The sequence below is a fragment of the Clostridium taeniosporum genome (assembly GCF_001735765.2).
Lineage (GTDB): Bacteria > Bacillota > Clostridia > Clostridiales > Clostridiaceae > Clostridium > Clostridium taeniosporum.
Genome location: NZ_CP017253.2, coordinates 2,339,606 through 2,356,276 on the forward strand (window position 1 = coordinate 2,339,606; position 16,671 = coordinate 2,356,276).

Genomic DNA, 16,671 nt, shown 5'->3' on the forward strand with positions numbered 1-16,671 from the left:
TCCTCCTATCTAATTATGCATTCCATGATGTCCCATACCTGCAATTTTTATTTCTTCAAGTTCATTATTGTTGTATTTATTTAATGCAGATTCTATAGAAACACTTTCACACTTATATGCCTTAATTTCTGCTTTATCTATAAGTTCAAAAGCATTAGGTCCAAGGTTTCCTGTAATAATTACCTCAACATTTTCATCTATTACTTGATTAGCTGCTGCTATACCAGCTCCTCCACTTGATGATTGTCCTTTATTCTCTAAAACTTTAAAATTTTTATCTTCTGTATCAAAAATTTGAAAATATTCACATCTTCCAAATCTTGCATCAAGTAAATCGCTACTTGTTTTTCCTTTTGCTGAAATTGCTATTTTCATTTAATCATCTCCTATTTCATTATTGGCATTTGCTAATTACTATACTACTCTACTTTTTGATTATTGTCAAATGCCAATAACTATTTTGGATAAATTTTTTTAAATCAGATCTTTCTAAATAATTTCAATTACATTTCCTGTGTTATTGTATATAAAATTATTTCCAAACTCATATTGAAATTTTTTAATAGCATTTTCACCAGTACAATGGGATAAAGCTAACAATTTTATGTTATTTTCTTTAAAGAATTCAATTGTATTATTTAATCTTAATTCATCCGCTTCAATAAGATGGCTTCCTCCAATGACGGCATAAATAGGCATATTAGTCCTTTTAATTATTGTCTTTAGAATATTTACAACACCAATATGAGAACATCCTAGTACAACAATTAAGCCTTTTTCATGTTTAACAGCTAATACTATCTCATCTAAAAAATCATCTTTTACATATTGGTTATCTTTTTTTATATAAAATTTTTTATTAATCATTTCAAAATCTGTATTCTTTTCGAAGTTAGAAAAGAAAATTATATCTTTTGTAATTTTAAATAAATCATTATTAACATATCTAATAGAAATATTATTTTTATCTATAAATTTTTCATCAAAAGAATTACCATTAAACTTATATTTATCTTCTTCTAATAACTTATATTTTTTGTTGAAAAATCCATTTCCTACTATAAGATCAAATGATTTATTTGTATTTTCTACAAGACTTTTAAAACCACCACTATGATCATAATGTCCATGGCTTAATATTACATAATCTAAATCGTTTAAATTGATTTTTAATTTTTCAGCATTTTTAATAAAATCTCCACTTTTTCCTGTATCAAATAAAACCTTAATTTTGTCAATTTCTAGATACAAAGAAAGTCCATGCTCACTAAGTAAAAGATTGTCTTTATCAGGATTATTTTCAATAAGAGTAGTTATCCTTAAATCCATTTAATTTTTCTCCTTATTGCAAAAATTAATTTTAATATTATCCTAATTCATTAATAATTCCTTTTATTATAGGATCAAATATTAATTCTAAACTTTCATCTATCTTTTCATCTCCATATTGTGACAGATTACTTATACTTTTTATCATTGGAAGTTCACCTAAAAGTTTTAAATTCATTTCCTTTAAGAACTTTTCAGTACCTTCTCCTTCAAACAATTTGGTTTTTTCACCACATTTAGCACAAGTTATATAACTCATATTTTCAATAACTCCTAAAACATTAATATTCATTTTTTTCGCCATATTTACCGCTTTAGAAACGATCATAGAAACTAAATCTTGTGGAACAGATACCATAACCACTCCACTTATTGGCATAGATTGCATCACTGTTAATGCAACATCTCCTGTTCCTGGTGGCATATCTATTACTAAATAGTCAAGTTCTCCCCAAACTACATCAGTCCAAAATTGTTTAACCATTCCTGAAATTATTGGACCTCTCCAAATTACTGGATCTTCTTCATTTTCCATCAATAAATTTAAAGACATAACTTTTATACCATCACTATTCTCTGCTGGTAATATCATTTCGTTATAACTACCCGCTTTTTTATCACTTAACCCTAAAAGTCTTGGAATACTTGGACCAGTTATATCAGCATCTAAAATACCAACATTATATCCAAGTTCCTTTAAATATTTTGCAATAATAACAGAAATTGATGATTTTCCAACTCCACCTTTTCCACTCATAACACCAATAACTTTTTTAACATTATTTAAAGGATTATTTTCAATCATACACTGTTCTTTATTTTTACTACATCCATTATTTAATGCACATGAATTACAATCTGACATAAAATCATCTCCTTATCTTAATTGGCATTTGCCAATATAATGTTATTCCTATTTTTTGTTATTGTCAAATGCTAATAATTTTTTCAAAAATATTTACTTTTTCTATTCTTTATCATTTAAATCTCTTTTTTAATACAGAATAAAAATATTTATTATATAAGAAAATCGATAAGCAACTGTGGCGCGTCGATTTTTTTACGCATCTAGGTTTTCGAATGTATGTGAGAAAAATCTGGCAAGCGAATATATTTTCTTTTTATTCTTTAGGTTTTATTCTTAGTCTTTAAGCAAAAATATAATCTAACTCATCTACAGATTTAAAGAAATATAATTTCTTAAGGAATAAAAAAATCACCTGAGAAATAAAATCTCAGGTGATTCTTTAATTTTTTTTAGTTTCATCTATTATATTTTTCATTTGACCTTTGCTTAAAGCACCATTTACATAACCATAAATATTTCCATCTTTATTTATCATAAAAGTGGTTGGTAAAGACATTATTCTATAATCATTAAATACATCGTTTCTTTCATCAAAAACTACTGGAAATGTATATCCTTGTTTATTCAGAAACTCTTTTATTCCTTCTATATCTTTTTCTTCTCCACCAGGTTGTGCTACACCTAAAATTATAATATCATCTTTATTATAATTAAATTCCTTATACAATTCTTCTATATGAGGCATTTCCATACGACATGGGGGACACCATGTTGCCCAAAAATTTAAAAACACTGTTTTTCCTTTATAATCGGATAATTTATGAGTATTTCCATATTGATCTTTTAATTCAAAATCAAATGCTGGCTGAAGAACTTTATTATCTAACGTCTCATTATTTGAACTTTTATTTTGTTCTATTTCACTAAGATATTCTTCTTCCTTTTTAATTTCTTCTTTTTCTTCTGAAGATATCTCAGTAGTTTTATCATTTCCTAATTGATTTAAATAGCCTGTAACATTATTTAACCAACCTGTATAAGTGATTATACCCATAGTTATCATTAAAGCTCCACCAGCTTTTATTGTGTACTTCATTATTTTTTTATTTTTCTTTATAAAATTTAAAGCTTCAGTAGTAAAAATACCTAATACTAAAAATGGTATAACAAATCCTAAACAGTATATTAAAACTAATAAATTTCCTACAAAAAAACTTTTAGCACTTGAAGCAAGAATTAAAACTGATGATAGAGCAGGACCAACACATGGTGTCCATGCAAAACTAAAAGTAAATCCCATTATATAAGCTATTAATGGATTTACTTTTTTCCCATTTAAATTTAATTTAAGCTTACGTTCTCTCTGTAAAAATTTAAATTCAAAAAAACCAATTTGAAATAATCCTAAAACAACTATTATAATACCACTAATTTTAGTGAAAATTATTTTTTTGTTATTAAGAAATGTTCCTATTGATGTAAATGAAATTCCCAGTATAAAGAATGCTGTTGAAATTCCTAAAACAAAAAATATAGTACGAAATAATACTTTTTTTCTTTCATAAATATATGTTCCATCATAGTTTTGTTTTTTTGCATTTCCTGCTAAATATCCAATATAAAGTGGAATTAATGGTAATACACAAGGGGATAAAAATGAGAATATCCCCTCTAAAAAGACTAATAAATAACTTATGTTATTTAAAGTGCCTATTCCTTCAAACATATTATAAATAAGTCTTTAATTTATTAGTTATATTTTCTTTTGGCATAAATCCTGTTAAATTTTCTACTGCTTTTCCATCCTTAAATATTATCATAGTAGGAATAGAAAAAACTCCATACTTTTGTGCTATATCTCCACTTTCATCTACATCTAATTTAAACAATTTAGCCTTATCATTAAATTCATTGCTAACCTCTTCAAAGATAGGGGCTAACATTTTACATGGACCACACCAATTTGCAAAAAAATCAACTATAACTACTCCTTTAGTATTTTCTACTTGTTCTATAAAATCCTTACTATTTATAATCTTAGCCATAATAAAGCCTCCCTTAATTTTAAGTTTAATCTATTGTATTTATTATATACATATTTATCTAATATTTAAGTGACTTAATCACATTAAATAACTATATTAGTAAATTCGCTTTATATGATAATGATTATCATTGATTATTCAAAATTAAGCTTAATCTTTTATTGAATTGGTATTTTTATTATATTTTCTCTTTTTTTGCTAAAGTTTTATTGTTTTTATCCGTATAAATAATCAGCACCAAATATTGAAAAAAAATTATTTAAGGGGGAAAATTAAATGAAAACTACTAAAAAACTTTTAATGTCGTTTGCACAAGGATTATTAGCTGTTATGCTTATACATGGATTTTCATACATTGGTGATTTTAAAACTACTAATAATGTTTTTCTATCAAATGGAGTTGAAAATAATCTAGCTAAAGAAAAAGAAAATGCTAATAATAATGAAACAAATGATATCTTAAAAGAAAATGCTAATGAAAATATAATTACTAATAATAATGAAGCAAAAGACATCTTAAAAGAAAACACTAATGATTCATCAGAGAATTCTTCTGAAAAAATCTCAGTAGATCAATGTACTCAAACAGATGATAACTTACTTTCTGATAATATGGTTAAAGATACTAATATTATTAAAGAACCTAGAGTAGAAAATATTCCTATTGTAAGATCTACATTAAAAGCAGATTTTAATGATATAGATAAAAACATCTATAGATTGTCTTACAATCCTAATGAGATATTATCTTATAACGGAGAAAGTGCTGAGAATTTTATACCAGCTGAAGGTTTTGATAATCCTAATAAATATATTGTAGTTAAAAGAGAAAAAAGACGTCTATCTGATTCAACTTCAGATATTTCCATAATAGACTCAATTAACGATAGAACTTATCCTGGTGCTATTCAACTTGCAAATAGAAATCTTATAGAAAATAGGCCTGATATTATTTCTTGTAAAAGAAAACCAATAACTATAAGTGTTGATTTACCTGGTATGCGTGATGATGGTAGAAAAGTTGTTAATTCTCCAACATACTCTACTGTTAATGCTTCAATAAATTCTTTATTAGATACTTGGAACACAAAATATGCCTCTAAATATACTATTCCTACAAGAATGAGTTATACTGATGCTATGGTATATAGTAAATCTCAATTATCTACAATGTTTGGTTGTAACTTCAAAATTTTAGACAAAGCATTAAATGTAGATTTTAATTCTATATTTAAAGGTGAAAAACAAGCAATGGTGGTTGCATATAAACAAATTTTCTATACTGTTAGTGTAGATGCGCCTGAAAACCCTTCTGACTTATTTGATGATAATGTAACTTTTGATGAATTATCTTTAAAGGGTATAAATGATAAAAATCCACCTGCATATGTTTCTAATGTAGCATATGGTAGAACAATTTATGTAAAACTTGAAACAACATCTAAAAGTGCAAATGTTAAAGCAGCATTTAAAGCTTTAATATCTAATCAAAATATAAGTGGTAATACAGAATTTGAAGATATACTACAACAAAGTTCATTTACTGCTACAGTTCTTGGTGGCGGTGCTGAAGCACATAATAAAGTAGTTACTAAAGATTTTAATCAAATACAAAATATTATACAAAATAATTCAGTATATAGTCCAAAAAATCCTGGCTATCCTATTTCATATACAAGTACATTTTTAAAAGATAATAAAATAGCCACTGTAAATAACAAAACAGAATATATAGAAACAACTGCAACAGAATATACTAATGGAAAAATAGTTCTTGACCATAGTGGTGCCTATGTTGCACAATTTGAAGTAACTTGGGATGAAGTTAGTTATGATGAAGAGGGCAATGAAATAATAGAACATAAAGTATGGTCTGGAAGTGATAAAGATAGAACTGCCCATTTTAACACTGAGATATACTTAAAGGGAAATGCTCGAAATATTTGTGTTAAAGCTTGGGAGTGTACAGGCCTTGCATGGGAATGGTGGAGACAAGTTATAGATGCTAAGAATATACCACTAGTAAAAGAAAGAACTTTTTCAATATGGGGTACTACACTATATCCAAAAAAATCTATTGAACCAGAAATTTAAAGTAAAAATCACCCAAATCTTAGTTGGGTGATTTTTTATTATTTAAAATTTATAATACGGTTAAATCTATAAATTTCTTATTATTGAAACTATTATTCTCATTTTTTTCTTGTTCTCATAATAATTCATCTTTAACTATTTTTTATTCTTGTACTCTAAACTTTGATACTAATGCTACAAGATTATTATTTCCTTGTTTAGCACACTCAAAAAGTTTTTTACATTCCTGTGCTTTTTCTACTATCGTAGTAGATTTTTCAGCAATATTGGAAGTTCCATCTGCTGCTGTACTTGTTGCATTTGTCACTTCTTTAATCATCTCTGACATATTTTTAATTGAATCAAGAATTTCAATTGAATTATCCTTGAATTCTAGAGCCATATTTTTAACAAATTCAGCATCCACACTATATTGGTACGTTGCATCAAGCATTAGTTTATAATCTTTGCTTACATTATTTGTCATATGATCCATCATACCATTGGCACTATGTATAAGGTTATTTACTGAATTTATTACCATATTAGTTATATCTTGAATTTTTTCAACTGCATCCTTAGAATCCTCTGCAAGTTTTCTTATTTCATCTGCTACAACTGCAAAACCTTTCCCAGCCTCTCCAGCCCTTGCAGCTTCTATTGCAGCATTAAGTGCTAAAAGATTAGTTTGAGAAGTTATTTCCATTATTGCATTTGAAAGTTCTTTAATTTCATTTACGGATTTTGATTCTTCTAGAGCATTCTCAAGTTTTTTTCTTGTTTCTTCATAAATTTTTAATCCCTCTTCATCTGACTTTAAAAAATTCATTCTAAGATCTTTTGCTCTATTATCAATCTCTTTAGCTGATAATGCTCCTTCTTCAGCCTTATCCGTTATTATTTCTACTGTTCTTTCTATCTTCTCTGCCGTAGCATTCATTTCTTCTGTAGATGCTGCTGTTTCTTCCATATTTGCTAATAGTTCTTCAGTAGTTGATGAAATATCTTCTATATTTAAAGTTAGTTCTTGAATATTATTTTCAGCATCATCAACTGACTTTTCTACATATAATGACTCTGACTTAACTCCTTCAACAAGATTTTTAATAGAACTTTGCATTTTATCAATAGATTTTGCAAGTCTTCCTAATTCGTCTTTTTTATTTAAATAAATTTTAGGAACTTCCTTAGTAAAATCTGCTTCTGAAATAACCTCTAAATGATTGCATGCAAGTTCTATAGGATGCATGGCTTTTTTAATAGCTATAAACATTATTGTTATTATAGCTAACGTAATTATTATATTCATTCCCATTGTTATTTTAAAAAGCTTATTATATTCAGAATACATTTTCTCATCAGTAATTACTGATATAAATACCCATTTATTATCAATGCCGTTTAAGCTTATTGGAACATAAGTTTTTAATGCTAATTCTCCTGTTTCTTCTAGTTTGGAATAATCTTCAAAAATTTCACCATTTAAAATTTTCTCAAAAATACTTGCTTGTCTTTTATCTATATCAAATATATTTTTATTAATAAAATCTGCATTTTTGCCATGGGTAACAAATTTTCCTTGTTCTGTAACTATAGCTACATATCCCCCCATTGGTTTTGATTTAACAGTCTGTTCCTGAAATGTTTTTAATTCAATATCTGCTCCCACAATACCTAAAAATTCACCATTGTCATCAAGTATAGGAACAACTAACGATGTAATTAATTTATCTTTACCACAAGTTGTATATATATAAGGTTCTATTAAAGATGGTTTCTTTGTCTTTTTAGGAATAAGATAATAATCTCCTTTTCCTTCTTTATTATATTCTGTAAGAGGCTCTATTTTTATATTTTTATTTTCTCGTACAACATAAGGAATAAACCTTCCTGTTTCATCATAACCTTCTTTATTTATATAATAATTATCATTTCCATCAAATGTATTAGGCTCCCACAATGTATATACTGCTAATAATCTTTTATTTTTTTCTAACATACTCTTTAAAAAATCAATGGCTTCTTCTCTGCTTAAAGATCCTGATTTTTTAGAAAGCATAATAGAAGCTTTTATTCCATCTACCGTAGATTTCATTACATCAAAATCTCCTTTTAGATCCTTTGATAAAGTAGTTGATACTTGTTTTGCCTGTAATCTTGCCTGATTGAAAGAACTTTCTTTAACTCTTTTAAATGTAATTCCTTCAATTAAAATAATTCCTAAAAATATTATTATACCAAGTATAATACTCAGCTTTTTTGCTAGATTTAAATTTTTAAACATACTATTTTCTCCTATTTTATTATGTTAATATACTGTGCTAAAATATAAATTTCCTTTTAATTTTATATGAATATTTTTTGCATAAACAATAAAATCATTAGAATTTTATATTAAATGAATAATCTAAATAGTTAAGTATCATAGCACTTTAAGAATATATTATAAAGTATTACTAATTGCAAACCATAATATATATTATCAGGTATTTAATTACATTTTAAATCGAGTAGTTTTATGTAACTTTTAAATTTATACTATAAGATATTAAAATAAATATTTATAAAAAATTTTCTAATATATCTATTTAATTGTTACTTATTTATCACTGATCTTTTATATAATTTCCATATTTTAAATATTTCTTAATATAAAAGGAGGAATAAAAAGTATTCCTCCCCTTTTTCACTTTACTTCTTTAGTTCTTTAAGTAGCTTATTGTACTCATTTAGAACTTCATCAAGCTCTTGACTAGCTGCAATAACTTTAGGGTCTAATAAGTTATCTTTTTGACTTATTAACTCTTGCAATGCTTGTCTTAATTTTATGATTCTGTTATTCATTTCTTCAACCATTGTAATATCACACCTCCTTTCGCAATTTAATTATTCGCGTCTGAAGGCCTTTTTACTTTAAAATATTATTAAAATAAAAAGAACTCTATTCAATCAATAGAGTTCTTTTTACATAATATTTTAATTATTATAGTTTTCTTAAATATCTTTTTTTATATTTTATTTTTGCAATCTTACTAACATCTTTTATAATTTTATAATTAGTAACACTTCCTACAACTCCAACTATAGGTAATCCTTGTATGAATTTACTAGTTAACATTGAAGTTGCCATTTTATTTGATGTTTCATTAATTAATTCATCTATATCATATTCTAATTTAATTCCATTATCTATTTGTTCTCCTATTTTATCAATTTTATTAAGATAGTATTTTTTTTCTTCACCTTTAGTTGTAGCACTACAGATAATATTTAAAATATATATCTTTTCATAATCATTTTCATAAGAAAAGCCATAACCTAAACTTATCTCATAAATGGTTTTAAGAATAACTGCCGTAAAAATCGGTATATCTGGTAAGCCTATTCCTAAAAAACCTAATATTCCACCTTCCAATACCCCTATTGATTTATTTAGTAATATTTTTCTACCTGTTTTTCTATCAATTTTTTTTATATTTTTTTTATTAGTTTGTAAATTAACTGCATAATTATCTATATTAAAATCTTCATTTATCTTTTCTTTATCAAAACTTTTTTCAATTATCTTTATACCTTTTTTAAAAACAATATTAAATCCTTTTTCAAAAGCTGTTTGTAATGTATCTTTAAGTTTATCAGGAATCTTTTCTTCAATTTTTCCTCTATAAGGCGATATTTTTTTATTAAAAAAGCTTTCTTTTTTTTCTACTAATAATTTATCTTCTTTTTTACTTATTACTTTTAATTGCTTTTCCAATACCTTTTCTTTTTTTGATAAAATCTTTCTCATTACTCTCTTACTCCTCATCAATAAGAAATTTTATTCTTATAAATTTTTCTTTATAATAAATTACCTTTTTATAAAAATACTTATATTATTTTTTCAAAGGCTATTCTTTTACTTTTATCTTCTAAATATATTGTACCGCAGTACTTAAAATTATTTTTCTTAATCACATTTTGCATAGATTGATTTTCTATATGTGTGTCTATTTTTATGCTATGTATACCTTTATCTAAACATTTTCTTTCTACATATCCTATAACTTTAGAAGCTATATCTTTTCCTTTATATTCATCTTTTACCGCCATTCTGTGAATAACTACATAATCATAATTACTAAGCCATTTTCCATCATAAATAATATTATATGTTTCTTCTCCATCAAAAGAAATTGCTACTGTAGCAATAATTTCTTCATCTTCTAATAGTACATATGAATAACCTTTTTTAATATCTTCCATTATAGTATCTACATTAGGATAGTTATTCTGCCACTGATCTACACATTGCTCTTTTAATTGTTGTTGTGCTTGATTAATAATCTTCATTATACTATTTATATCTTTTTCAATTGATTTTCTAAATTGCATGTTTCCCTCTCTTTCATAAACAAAAATACATTCAAGCTATTAAGTAACTTAAATGTATTTTTATTTACTAAACTTTAAATTATGTGATTATATTATAACCTTTTATTTTAAAAGCTCCAAAATTTTTTTCCAATCAATATCATGTTTTTTACAAAATTTAATAAATTCTTCCTTATATTCGTCTTCTGTCATATTAATGTTTCTTATAAATTTATCAACTAAACCATTTTCTGATTTAAAGATACAATCGCCTTTTGATGTTTTTCTAAATAATCCATTTTTTAAAATAATATCAATACATCCAAATTGATTATTAACAATATATTCCATACAATTCCCCCCTTATTTAAATTATAAATTTATCTTATGAATAATTCTTAAACTATTTTTACATTATAATTTATTTCCTTTTATTTCCATGTGCTTATAATAAAATATTTTATCATAATTATAGTTTTTTACAACTACAAAACTTGCTATTATTAAATTAATTTCTATATATTATTATCTTTTAAATACATTAGTTTATTTAAGGAAAATTTTACATATAATATAAAGTAGGTTTATATTTCTTCGATAATATAAGAAAATATTAATTTAAGTTTTTAGATAAAAACTAATATTAAAAATATTATAGAAAGAATGTGTTTGTATGGAATTTATAAATATAAAAAATATTGATTCTGATGTTAATAGTTCTTTAAATGTAGATAATAAATTAAAAAGTAGATATTATCATTCTGATTTTATTAATTTTATAAATAAATCAAACAAAATATTAAATCAATTAAAAGTCCCAAATAAAGTATCGCCTGAAGTCCAAAGAGCTTTGCATACTATAGAAAAGGTATTAAGCATGAACATAAGTCCTACTAATTATAAAGATAACGGCAAATTGGATATTATTGGTATTTTAAGAACGCATGGTGATAAACTATCTACTAGAAATACAAAAGCATTTAAAGATAGTTTAATGGTTTTATTAAATCAAGGATTGATTGAAAGTCACGATTATTTTGAAGCTATAAAGTGGATTTCTCTAAAATTAGATTGCAAGAAATTAGATAATAAGTGTGAAGATGAATTAATTAAAAGTATTGATGAATTGGACCCAAAAGCTGAATATAAATAAATATTTTCTAACCAAAAATAGTAACTCCAAAAATAAATTTGAAGTTACTATTTTTATTAAGGCATATTAAAATAAATATCTGGTCAGTATGCCTAAATTTAATTCATTTTCAGAATTATTTAAGCATTTTGCATTACTATATTATCATTATTATCATTTTTTAAATTTGCTAATTGAGGCACTGCAACTCCTATTAAAATTATTATAACGCCTATCCACTTTATTATAGAAACTTCTTCTTTTAAAATAATAATAGATGCTATAATTGCTATCGGCAGTTCCCCTGCTCCAAGAATAGTTGATAAACCTGTAGTTAATTTAGGTGTACCTATCGCAAAAAATAATACTGGCAATACAGCACCAAATACCCCTAATATAATTCCATATTTCCATATTCCTTCTAATAAACATCCATTAAAAAAATAATTAGGGCAAATAGTAAATGCTACTATTAAAGCTCCTGTCGTAATAGAAAAGCTTCTATTAATAGAAGGTATCCCTGTTTCTACTCTCCCACTAAAGAATATGAATAATGCGTATGAAAGCGCTGCCATAAATCCAAATAGTATTCCATTAAAATTCCACTTAAAGTTATTATTATTAAGTAAGCCACTAGCTAAAATAGTTCCAACAAATAATATTATGATTGATATAATATTTACTTTCGATGGTAATTTTCTGTCTACTATCGATTCAATTAACAATCCTATCCAAGTAAATTGAAATAATAATACAACTGCAAATGAAGCTTGTATACTTTCTAAAGATAGATAATAAAAAATAGTTGTAGCACAGGTACTTATTCCAATTAAAGCTAAAGATATGAACTGCTTTAATTTTATTTTTTTCCTAGAAAATATAATCATTATAATTAACATCGTTAACCATCCAAATAAAAATTGGCTCATAACCACATCTTTAAATACAAATCCATCATTATAAGCTAACTTTACTATTGTAGATAATATTCCATAGCAACAAGCTCCTAAAAATACAAATAAAGAATTTTTAAATAAATTCATATTAAACATCCTTTCTATAATACATAAAATTTATCATAAGTAATTTTTTGATATTAGATATATTTAATATGTACTTTTCTCATCTCCTTTCACTTAAAAATATAATAACTAATGAATTATAAGCTTATACAAAATAAAAAAACCATATATTCTCCGTTTTGAAACCAAAAAACTGAAAAATATATGGCCATTAGGCAATGTTTATTTTATTACCTTCATTATATTATCAATATATATTTTTTTCAAGTATTTAAACAAAACTAACTCTTTGTAAACTTTTGCAAAGAACTGGCTTTATTTAAATTATTAATCAAATTTATTCATCATAACTGAGGCTTGTATTAATAAATGATATAATCTTAAATATTCTATATTTCTCTTTTATAATAAACTGTTGAAATTTTTCTTGTCCTTCCCATAACTTTACATCAACTTTTAATTCATTATCATCATTATAAATTATAATCTCCCCAATTATATTATTAAACTTCATTAAATCTACTACTTGTTTATCAAATTCATCACAGTATTCTTTATTAAACTCAGCTTTTATATCCTTAGGTAAATTATGAACAAGTATTTCAACAATCCCATTTATATTATCCTTAACTTCATTTATTCTTATATCATTTATTTTATCTTCTATTTCTTCTGTTCTAACCCTTTCTTTATTTATATTTTCTTCTAACATAATCATATCTTGCTTTATAGAATTCATTTCACTAATTACTATATTCATTCTTTTAGCTAATTCATCACTGGCTTTAATTATTTTACTAAATTTCCCTATATTATCTTTTTCTTCCGTTAAAATTGAATAGAAATCAACAACTTTTTTATTCATACCCTAACACCCTAACTTTACTTATTTTTAGAATTAAATAAAACATTATCATTCTTAACTATCTAAATATCTATAATTATTTAAAAAGATTCCTTTTATAAATATGTTATTAAAATATATGATTATGAAATTAAATTTATCACCTTAACATAAATAATTTGACAATAACATTATGTAATGATATATTTTAGTTAAAATATGGAAAATATCTTACCTAAAATGTGGGGGTACTTATTGTGGAAAAAATAAAAAAACAAAATACATCAAACAAAATTGCTTTTCTAAAAGATTGGCTTATACCTATACTAATCGCACTTATATTAGGAATTTTAATAAATAAATTTATATTTTTTAGTGTTTTTGTTCCAACAGGATCTATGATTCCAACTATAAATAAAGATAATAAAGCTCTTGTAACTAGAGTTAACAATATTAATTCTCTTAAAAGAGGAGATATAGTAGTATTTCAATCAGATGAGCTTAATAAAGTATTAGTTAAAAGATTAATTGGTTTACCTGGCGATAAAATAAAAATAAAAAATGGAATTGTATTTATAAACGGCAAAGAATTAATTGAAGATTATGTAAAAATCAAAGATTATTCTTATTCTAATAATTTTGAAGTTCCTAAGAATAAATATTTCTTTTTAGGTGATAACCGTCCTGATTCAAATGATGCTCGCTTCTGGGAAAATCCATATATTGATGCTTCTGATATAAAAGGAAAATTTAAATTCATTTTTTATCCATTCAAAGATTTTGGATTTGCAAAATAAAGTTTAATAAAAAAATCGCCAAACAACTATGGATCGTTAGTTTTTTTACCATGTATTCTTTCCAAATATAGTTGTAGCAATAATTATGCAATATATAGTTATTTTTTTATTCTTTGTTTTTACTCATAAACCTTTTAAAATACAGTATTTTATAAATTAGCCATAGATTTTTAATAATATAATTTCTTAAAGAATAAAAAGCTATGTTTTAAATATATATATAATTAATATTTATTTAAAACATAGCTTAATTTTTACCGTTCAAATATATTATTATTTTTAAATAACTCTAAATTAACTATAAGATTTTTTTAATACTTTTTTTAATACTCTAGGATCTTTTTTATATTGCGTTACTGATCTAATTTTTTTATGCTTTACATTAAACAATTCATATATTGCCATTCGTGCTGCACGAACAGAATACTCTTCTGTAAATACCATATCTTCTGGAATTTCAACAAATTGACCAATCATTGCAAAGTTTGTTGATCCATCAGGTATCACTTTAGGACGATCACTCATTTTTCTTGGTTGAAATTGTGAATCTATATATGGCATCATACAAGGAATAACATTAACTATTGTTTTCTTTATTTCATCAATTTCTTCCTCTAAATGTAAATGATACAATAATTCTGTTAATATTTCTTCACCAGTACAATCACGCATAGGCTTTTTTATATAATCCCCTTCTCTATCTGTATATAAACCATATCCCCAAAAAATAGTAGTATCAAGCGGTTGATTTTTAAAATGAGGTTGAGCAGCTACCACTATGCTCATTAGCCAACTTGAATCCTTAAAAGTCATTAGTGCACCACTTCCAGGGATATTTCCTGAAAAATGTTCTATTAATTTTAATAACTTATTACCTTTACAAGTAACTGTAAAACTTTCCCAATTGGTTTGCTCTGGATGTTTAAAGAAAGGCTCTGGATTTCCAAGCCCTACTTTCTTTTTAGCTATTCTTTCCCAAAGTTCACCAGACATTGGATGAGCAGTCTTATATTCTGGAGGCGTACTATAATCACCAAGAGTTGCATTATCAGTCATACAACCATTAGTCATAATACACACATCTCCCTCTTTTAACTTTATTATCTTTTCTTCCTCACCTTCTTTTATGTGTATTGCTGTAACTGTAATTTCTTCTCCCTCTTTAAACTCCAAATCTATTACTGGAATGTTTATCATAAAATCAACTCCAAAGCTATCTAAATAAGCCTTCAAAGGCATAATAAGAGATTCATATTGATTGTATTCTGTACGAGTTACACCCTCCAAAGTTTCAATACGAGAATATTCAAATATCATACGCTCCATATACCTTTTAAATTCAAATAAACTAGACCATTTTTGAAATGCAAATGTTGTTTGCCACATATACCAAAAATTTGTTTCAAAGAAATGTGGAGTATGTTTAAACCAATCTTCAATTGTCATATCATCTAACTTTTCTTCTGAAACTGTCATTAATTTTGCAAGTGCCATACGATCCGCATTATTAAATCCCATACTTTTTACATCTTGTATTGCTCCATTTTTATCAACTAATCTAGCTTGTGAATGAGTTGGATGTAAATGATCAAAATTTAGTATTTCTTCTGTTACACTCTTTTCAGGGAATTCTAATGATGGAATACTAGAAAATAACTCCCAAAAGTTTTCATATGTCTCTTCGTTAAGCATTCTTCCACCACGACATATAAATCCATTTACATGATTACCTCCTCCATCATTACTTCCTCCAAAAATTTTTGTTCCTTCTATAACATGTATGTTTTCTCCCTTAAAATTACAATCTCTTATAAGATAAGCTGCACCAGCTAAAGAAGCTAATCCACCACCTATAAAATATACTTGTTTATCTTCATTATCCATATATTCAAATGATTCTGTAAAAATTGTATTTTTAGCTTTATTTTTAATTTTATTTAATCCTAAAGTAGCTACTGTTGCTACACCTGTTATTGCTCCTAAAGTAAGTAATATCTTAATATTATTTTTTTTTAATTTCTTACCCATACAATGCTCCTCAACTTTCACTTTTAAATTATTTATCAATATTATATTTTAATCCAATTAAATTATAATTATACAAATTATATTATTGTTTATTATAAAGTATTCTAATTATTTAATGTTCATATTTACTGCTTATCTTAATTTTATATTTAAAACAAACTAAAATGATACTATGCTCATTTTAGTTTTACTAATTTCAATTATTCATTACAATTTGTTTATAAATATATTAATACTATA

At 25.1% G+C, this 16,671-nt stretch carries 16 protein-coding genes; 3 read left to right on the plus strand and 13 right to left on the minus strand.

All coding sequences use genetic code 11. The features are described 5' to 3' along the window. Positions 1 to 9: 9 nt before the first annotated feature. The 5 genes from BGI42_RS10730 to trxA form a co-directional block, all read right to left on the minus strand. Positions 10 to 375: a NifB/NifX family molybdenum-iron cluster-binding protein gene (locus BGI42_RS10730; protein ID WP_069680295.1), complete on the minus strand. Its 366-nt coding sequence runs from the start codon at positions 373 to 375 to the stop codon at positions 10 to 12. A 114-nt stretch (positions 376 to 489) separates the two neighbouring features. Further along, entirely contained in the window at positions 490 to 1,329 is an 840-nt protein-coding gene (locus BGI42_RS10735) for an MBL fold metallo-hydrolase (protein WP_069680296.1), read from the minus strand. 37 nt (positions 1,330 to 1,366) lie between these two features. Beyond that, positions 1,367 to 2,194: an Mrp/NBP35 family ATP-binding protein gene (locus tag BGI42_RS10740; RefSeq protein WP_069680297.1), complete on the minus strand. Its 828-nt coding sequence runs from the start codon at positions 2,192 to 2,194 to the stop codon at positions 1,367 to 1,369. A gap of 382 nt (positions 2,195 to 2,576) precedes the next feature. Next, positions 2,577 to 3,863 (minus strand): cytochrome c biogenesis protein/redoxin, encoded by a 1,287-nt coding sequence (locus BGI42_RS10745; RefSeq protein ID WP_069680298.1) that lies wholly within the window; start codon positions 3,861 to 3,863, stop codon positions 2,577 to 2,579. A gap of 1 nt (position 3,864) precedes the next feature. Next, positions 3,865 to 4,182, minus strand: coding sequence for a thioredoxin (gene trxA, locus BGI42_RS10750; RefSeq protein WP_069680299.1), 318 nt, complete (start codon positions 4,180 to 4,182; stop codon positions 3,865 to 3,867). A gap of 276 nt (positions 4,183 to 4,458) precedes the next feature. On the opposite strand from trxA, the gene BGI42_RS10755 reads away from it, so the two are divergent. Further along, the gene (locus tag BGI42_RS10755; RefSeq protein WP_069680300.1) at positions 4,459 to 6,276 is read left to right on the plus strand and encodes a thiol-activated cytolysin family protein; all 1,818 of its coding nucleotides are present in this window, start codon (positions 4,459 to 4,461) and stop codon (positions 6,274 to 6,276) included. Positions 6,277 to 6,418: 142 nt separating this feature from the next. Here the strand turns inward: BGI42_RS10755 and BGI42_RS10760 are convergent, their stop codons facing one another. The 5 genes from BGI42_RS10760 to BGI42_RS10780 form a co-directional block, all read right to left on the minus strand. Then, the gene (locus BGI42_RS10760) at positions 6,419 to 8,539 is read right to left on the minus strand and encodes a methyl-accepting chemotaxis protein (RefSeq protein ID WP_069680301.1); all 2,121 of its coding nucleotides are present in this window, start codon (positions 8,537 to 8,539) and stop codon (positions 6,419 to 6,421) included. Positions 8,540 to 8,946: 407 nt separating this feature from the next. Continuing rightward, positions 8,947 to 9,111 (minus strand): aspartyl-phosphate phosphatase Spo0E family protein, encoded by a 165-nt coding sequence (locus tag BGI42_RS10765; protein WP_069680302.1) that lies wholly within the window; start codon positions 9,109 to 9,111, stop codon positions 8,947 to 8,949. 127 nt (positions 9,112 to 9,238) lie between these two features. Beyond that, entirely contained in the window at positions 9,239 to 10,045 is an 807-nt protein-coding gene (locus BGI42_RS10770; protein ID WP_069680303.1) for an EcsC family protein, read from the minus strand. Between the two features lie 80 nt (positions 10,046 to 10,125). Beyond that, positions 10,126 to 10,629, minus strand: coding sequence for a GNAT family N-acetyltransferase (locus tag BGI42_RS10775; protein WP_069680304.1), 504 nt, complete (start codon positions 10,627 to 10,629; stop codon positions 10,126 to 10,128). Positions 10,630 to 10,731: 102 nt separating this feature from the next. Next, positions 10,732 to 10,959 carry a hypothetical protein gene (locus BGI42_RS10780; protein ID WP_069680305.1) on the minus strand — a complete coding sequence of 76 codons (228 nt, stop codon included), beginning with the start codon at positions 10,957 to 10,959 and terminating at the stop codon, positions 10,732 to 10,734. A 322-nt stretch (positions 10,960 to 11,281) separates the two neighbouring features. Here BGI42_RS10780 and BGI42_RS10785 point away from each other — a divergent pair, with 322 nt between their 5' ends. After that, complete coding sequence (locus BGI42_RS10785; protein WP_069680306.1) at positions 11,282 to 11,761, plus strand: hypothetical protein; 480 nt, start codon at positions 11,282 to 11,284, stop codon at positions 11,759 to 11,761. 119 nt (positions 11,762 to 11,880) lie between these two features. Here BGI42_RS10785 and BGI42_RS10790 read toward each other — a convergent pair whose 3' ends face one another. Both BGI42_RS10790 and BGI42_RS10795 read right to left on the minus strand, forming a co-directional pair. After that, positions 11,881 to 12,783, minus strand: a complete 903-nt coding sequence (locus BGI42_RS10790) for an EamA family transporter (RefSeq protein WP_069680307.1) — start codon at positions 12,781 to 12,783, stop codon at positions 11,881 to 11,883. 316 nt (positions 12,784 to 13,099) lie between these two features. Next, on the minus strand, positions 13,100 to 13,627 hold the full coding sequence (locus tag BGI42_RS10795; RefSeq protein WP_069680308.1) for a hypothetical protein: 528 nt from the start codon (positions 13,625 to 13,627) through the stop codon (positions 13,100 to 13,102). A gap of 236 nt (positions 13,628 to 13,863) precedes the next feature. On the opposite strand from BGI42_RS10795, the gene lepB reads away from it, so the two are divergent. Continuing rightward, positions 13,864 to 14,403 (plus strand): signal peptidase I, encoded by a 540-nt coding sequence (gene lepB, locus BGI42_RS10800; protein ID WP_069680309.1) that lies wholly within the window; start codon positions 13,864 to 13,866, stop codon positions 14,401 to 14,403. Positions 14,404 to 14,697: 294 nt separating this feature from the next. On the opposite strand, the gene BGI42_RS10805 is transcribed toward lepB, so the two are convergent. Further along, on the minus strand, positions 14,698 to 16,431 hold the full coding sequence (locus BGI42_RS10805) for an oleate hydratase (RefSeq protein ID WP_069680310.1): 1,734 nt from the start codon (positions 16,429 to 16,431) through the stop codon (positions 14,698 to 14,700). Between the last annotated feature and the right edge of the window lie 240 nt (positions 16,432 to 16,671).

Coding starts and splice junctions, on each gene's coding strand:
- trxA (WP_069680299.1), bottom strand. CDS start 4,182: ATGGCTAAGATTATAAATAGTAAGGATTTTATAGAACAAGTAGAAAAT.
- BGI42_RS10735 (WP_069680296.1), bottom strand. CDS start 1,329: ATGGATTTAAGGATAACTACTCTTATTGAAAATAATCCTGATAAAGAC.
- BGI42_RS10730 (WP_069680295.1), bottom strand. CDS start 375: ATGAAAATAGCAATTTCAGCAAAAGGAAAAACAAGTAGCGATTTACTT.
- BGI42_RS10795 (WP_069680308.1), bottom strand. CDS start 13,627: ATGAATAAAAAAGTTGTTGATTTCTATTCAATTTTAACGGAAGAAAAA.
- BGI42_RS10805 (WP_069680310.1), bottom strand. CDS start 16,431: ATGGGTAAGAAATTAAAAAAAAATAATATTAAGATATTACTTACTTTA.
- BGI42_RS10785 (WP_069680306.1), top strand. CDS start 11,282: ATGGAATTTATAAATATAAAAAATATTGATTCTGATGTTAATAGTTCT.
- BGI42_RS10765 (WP_069680302.1), bottom strand. CDS start 9,111: ATGGTTGAAGAAATGAATAACAGAATCATAAAATTAAGACAAGCATTG.
- BGI42_RS10740 (WP_069680297.1), bottom strand. CDS start 2,194: ATGTCAGATTGTAATTCATGTGCATTAAATAATGGATGTAGTAAAAAT.
- BGI42_RS10775 (WP_069680304.1), bottom strand. CDS start 10,629: ATGCAATTTAGAAAATCAATTGAAAAAGATATAAATAGTATAATGAAG.
- BGI42_RS10780 (WP_069680305.1), bottom strand. CDS start 10,959: ATGGAATATATTGTTAATAATCAATTTGGATGTATTGATATTATTTTA.
- BGI42_RS10755 (WP_069680300.1), top strand. CDS start 4,459: ATGAAAACTACTAAAAAACTTTTAATGTCGTTTGCACAAGGATTATTA.
- BGI42_RS10745 (WP_069680298.1), bottom strand. CDS start 3,863: ATGTTTGAAGGAATAGGCACTTTAAATAACATAAGTTATTTATTAGTC.
- BGI42_RS10760 (WP_069680301.1), bottom strand. CDS start 8,539: ATGTTTAAAAATTTAAATCTAGCAAAAAAGCTGAGTATTATACTTGGT.
- BGI42_RS10790 (WP_069680307.1), bottom strand. CDS start 12,783: ATGAATTTATTTAAAAATTCTTTATTTGTATTTTTAGGAGCTTGTTGC.
- BGI42_RS10770 (WP_069680303.1), bottom strand. CDS start 10,045: ATGAGAAAGATTTTATCAAAAAAAGAAAAGGTATTGGAAAAGCAATTA.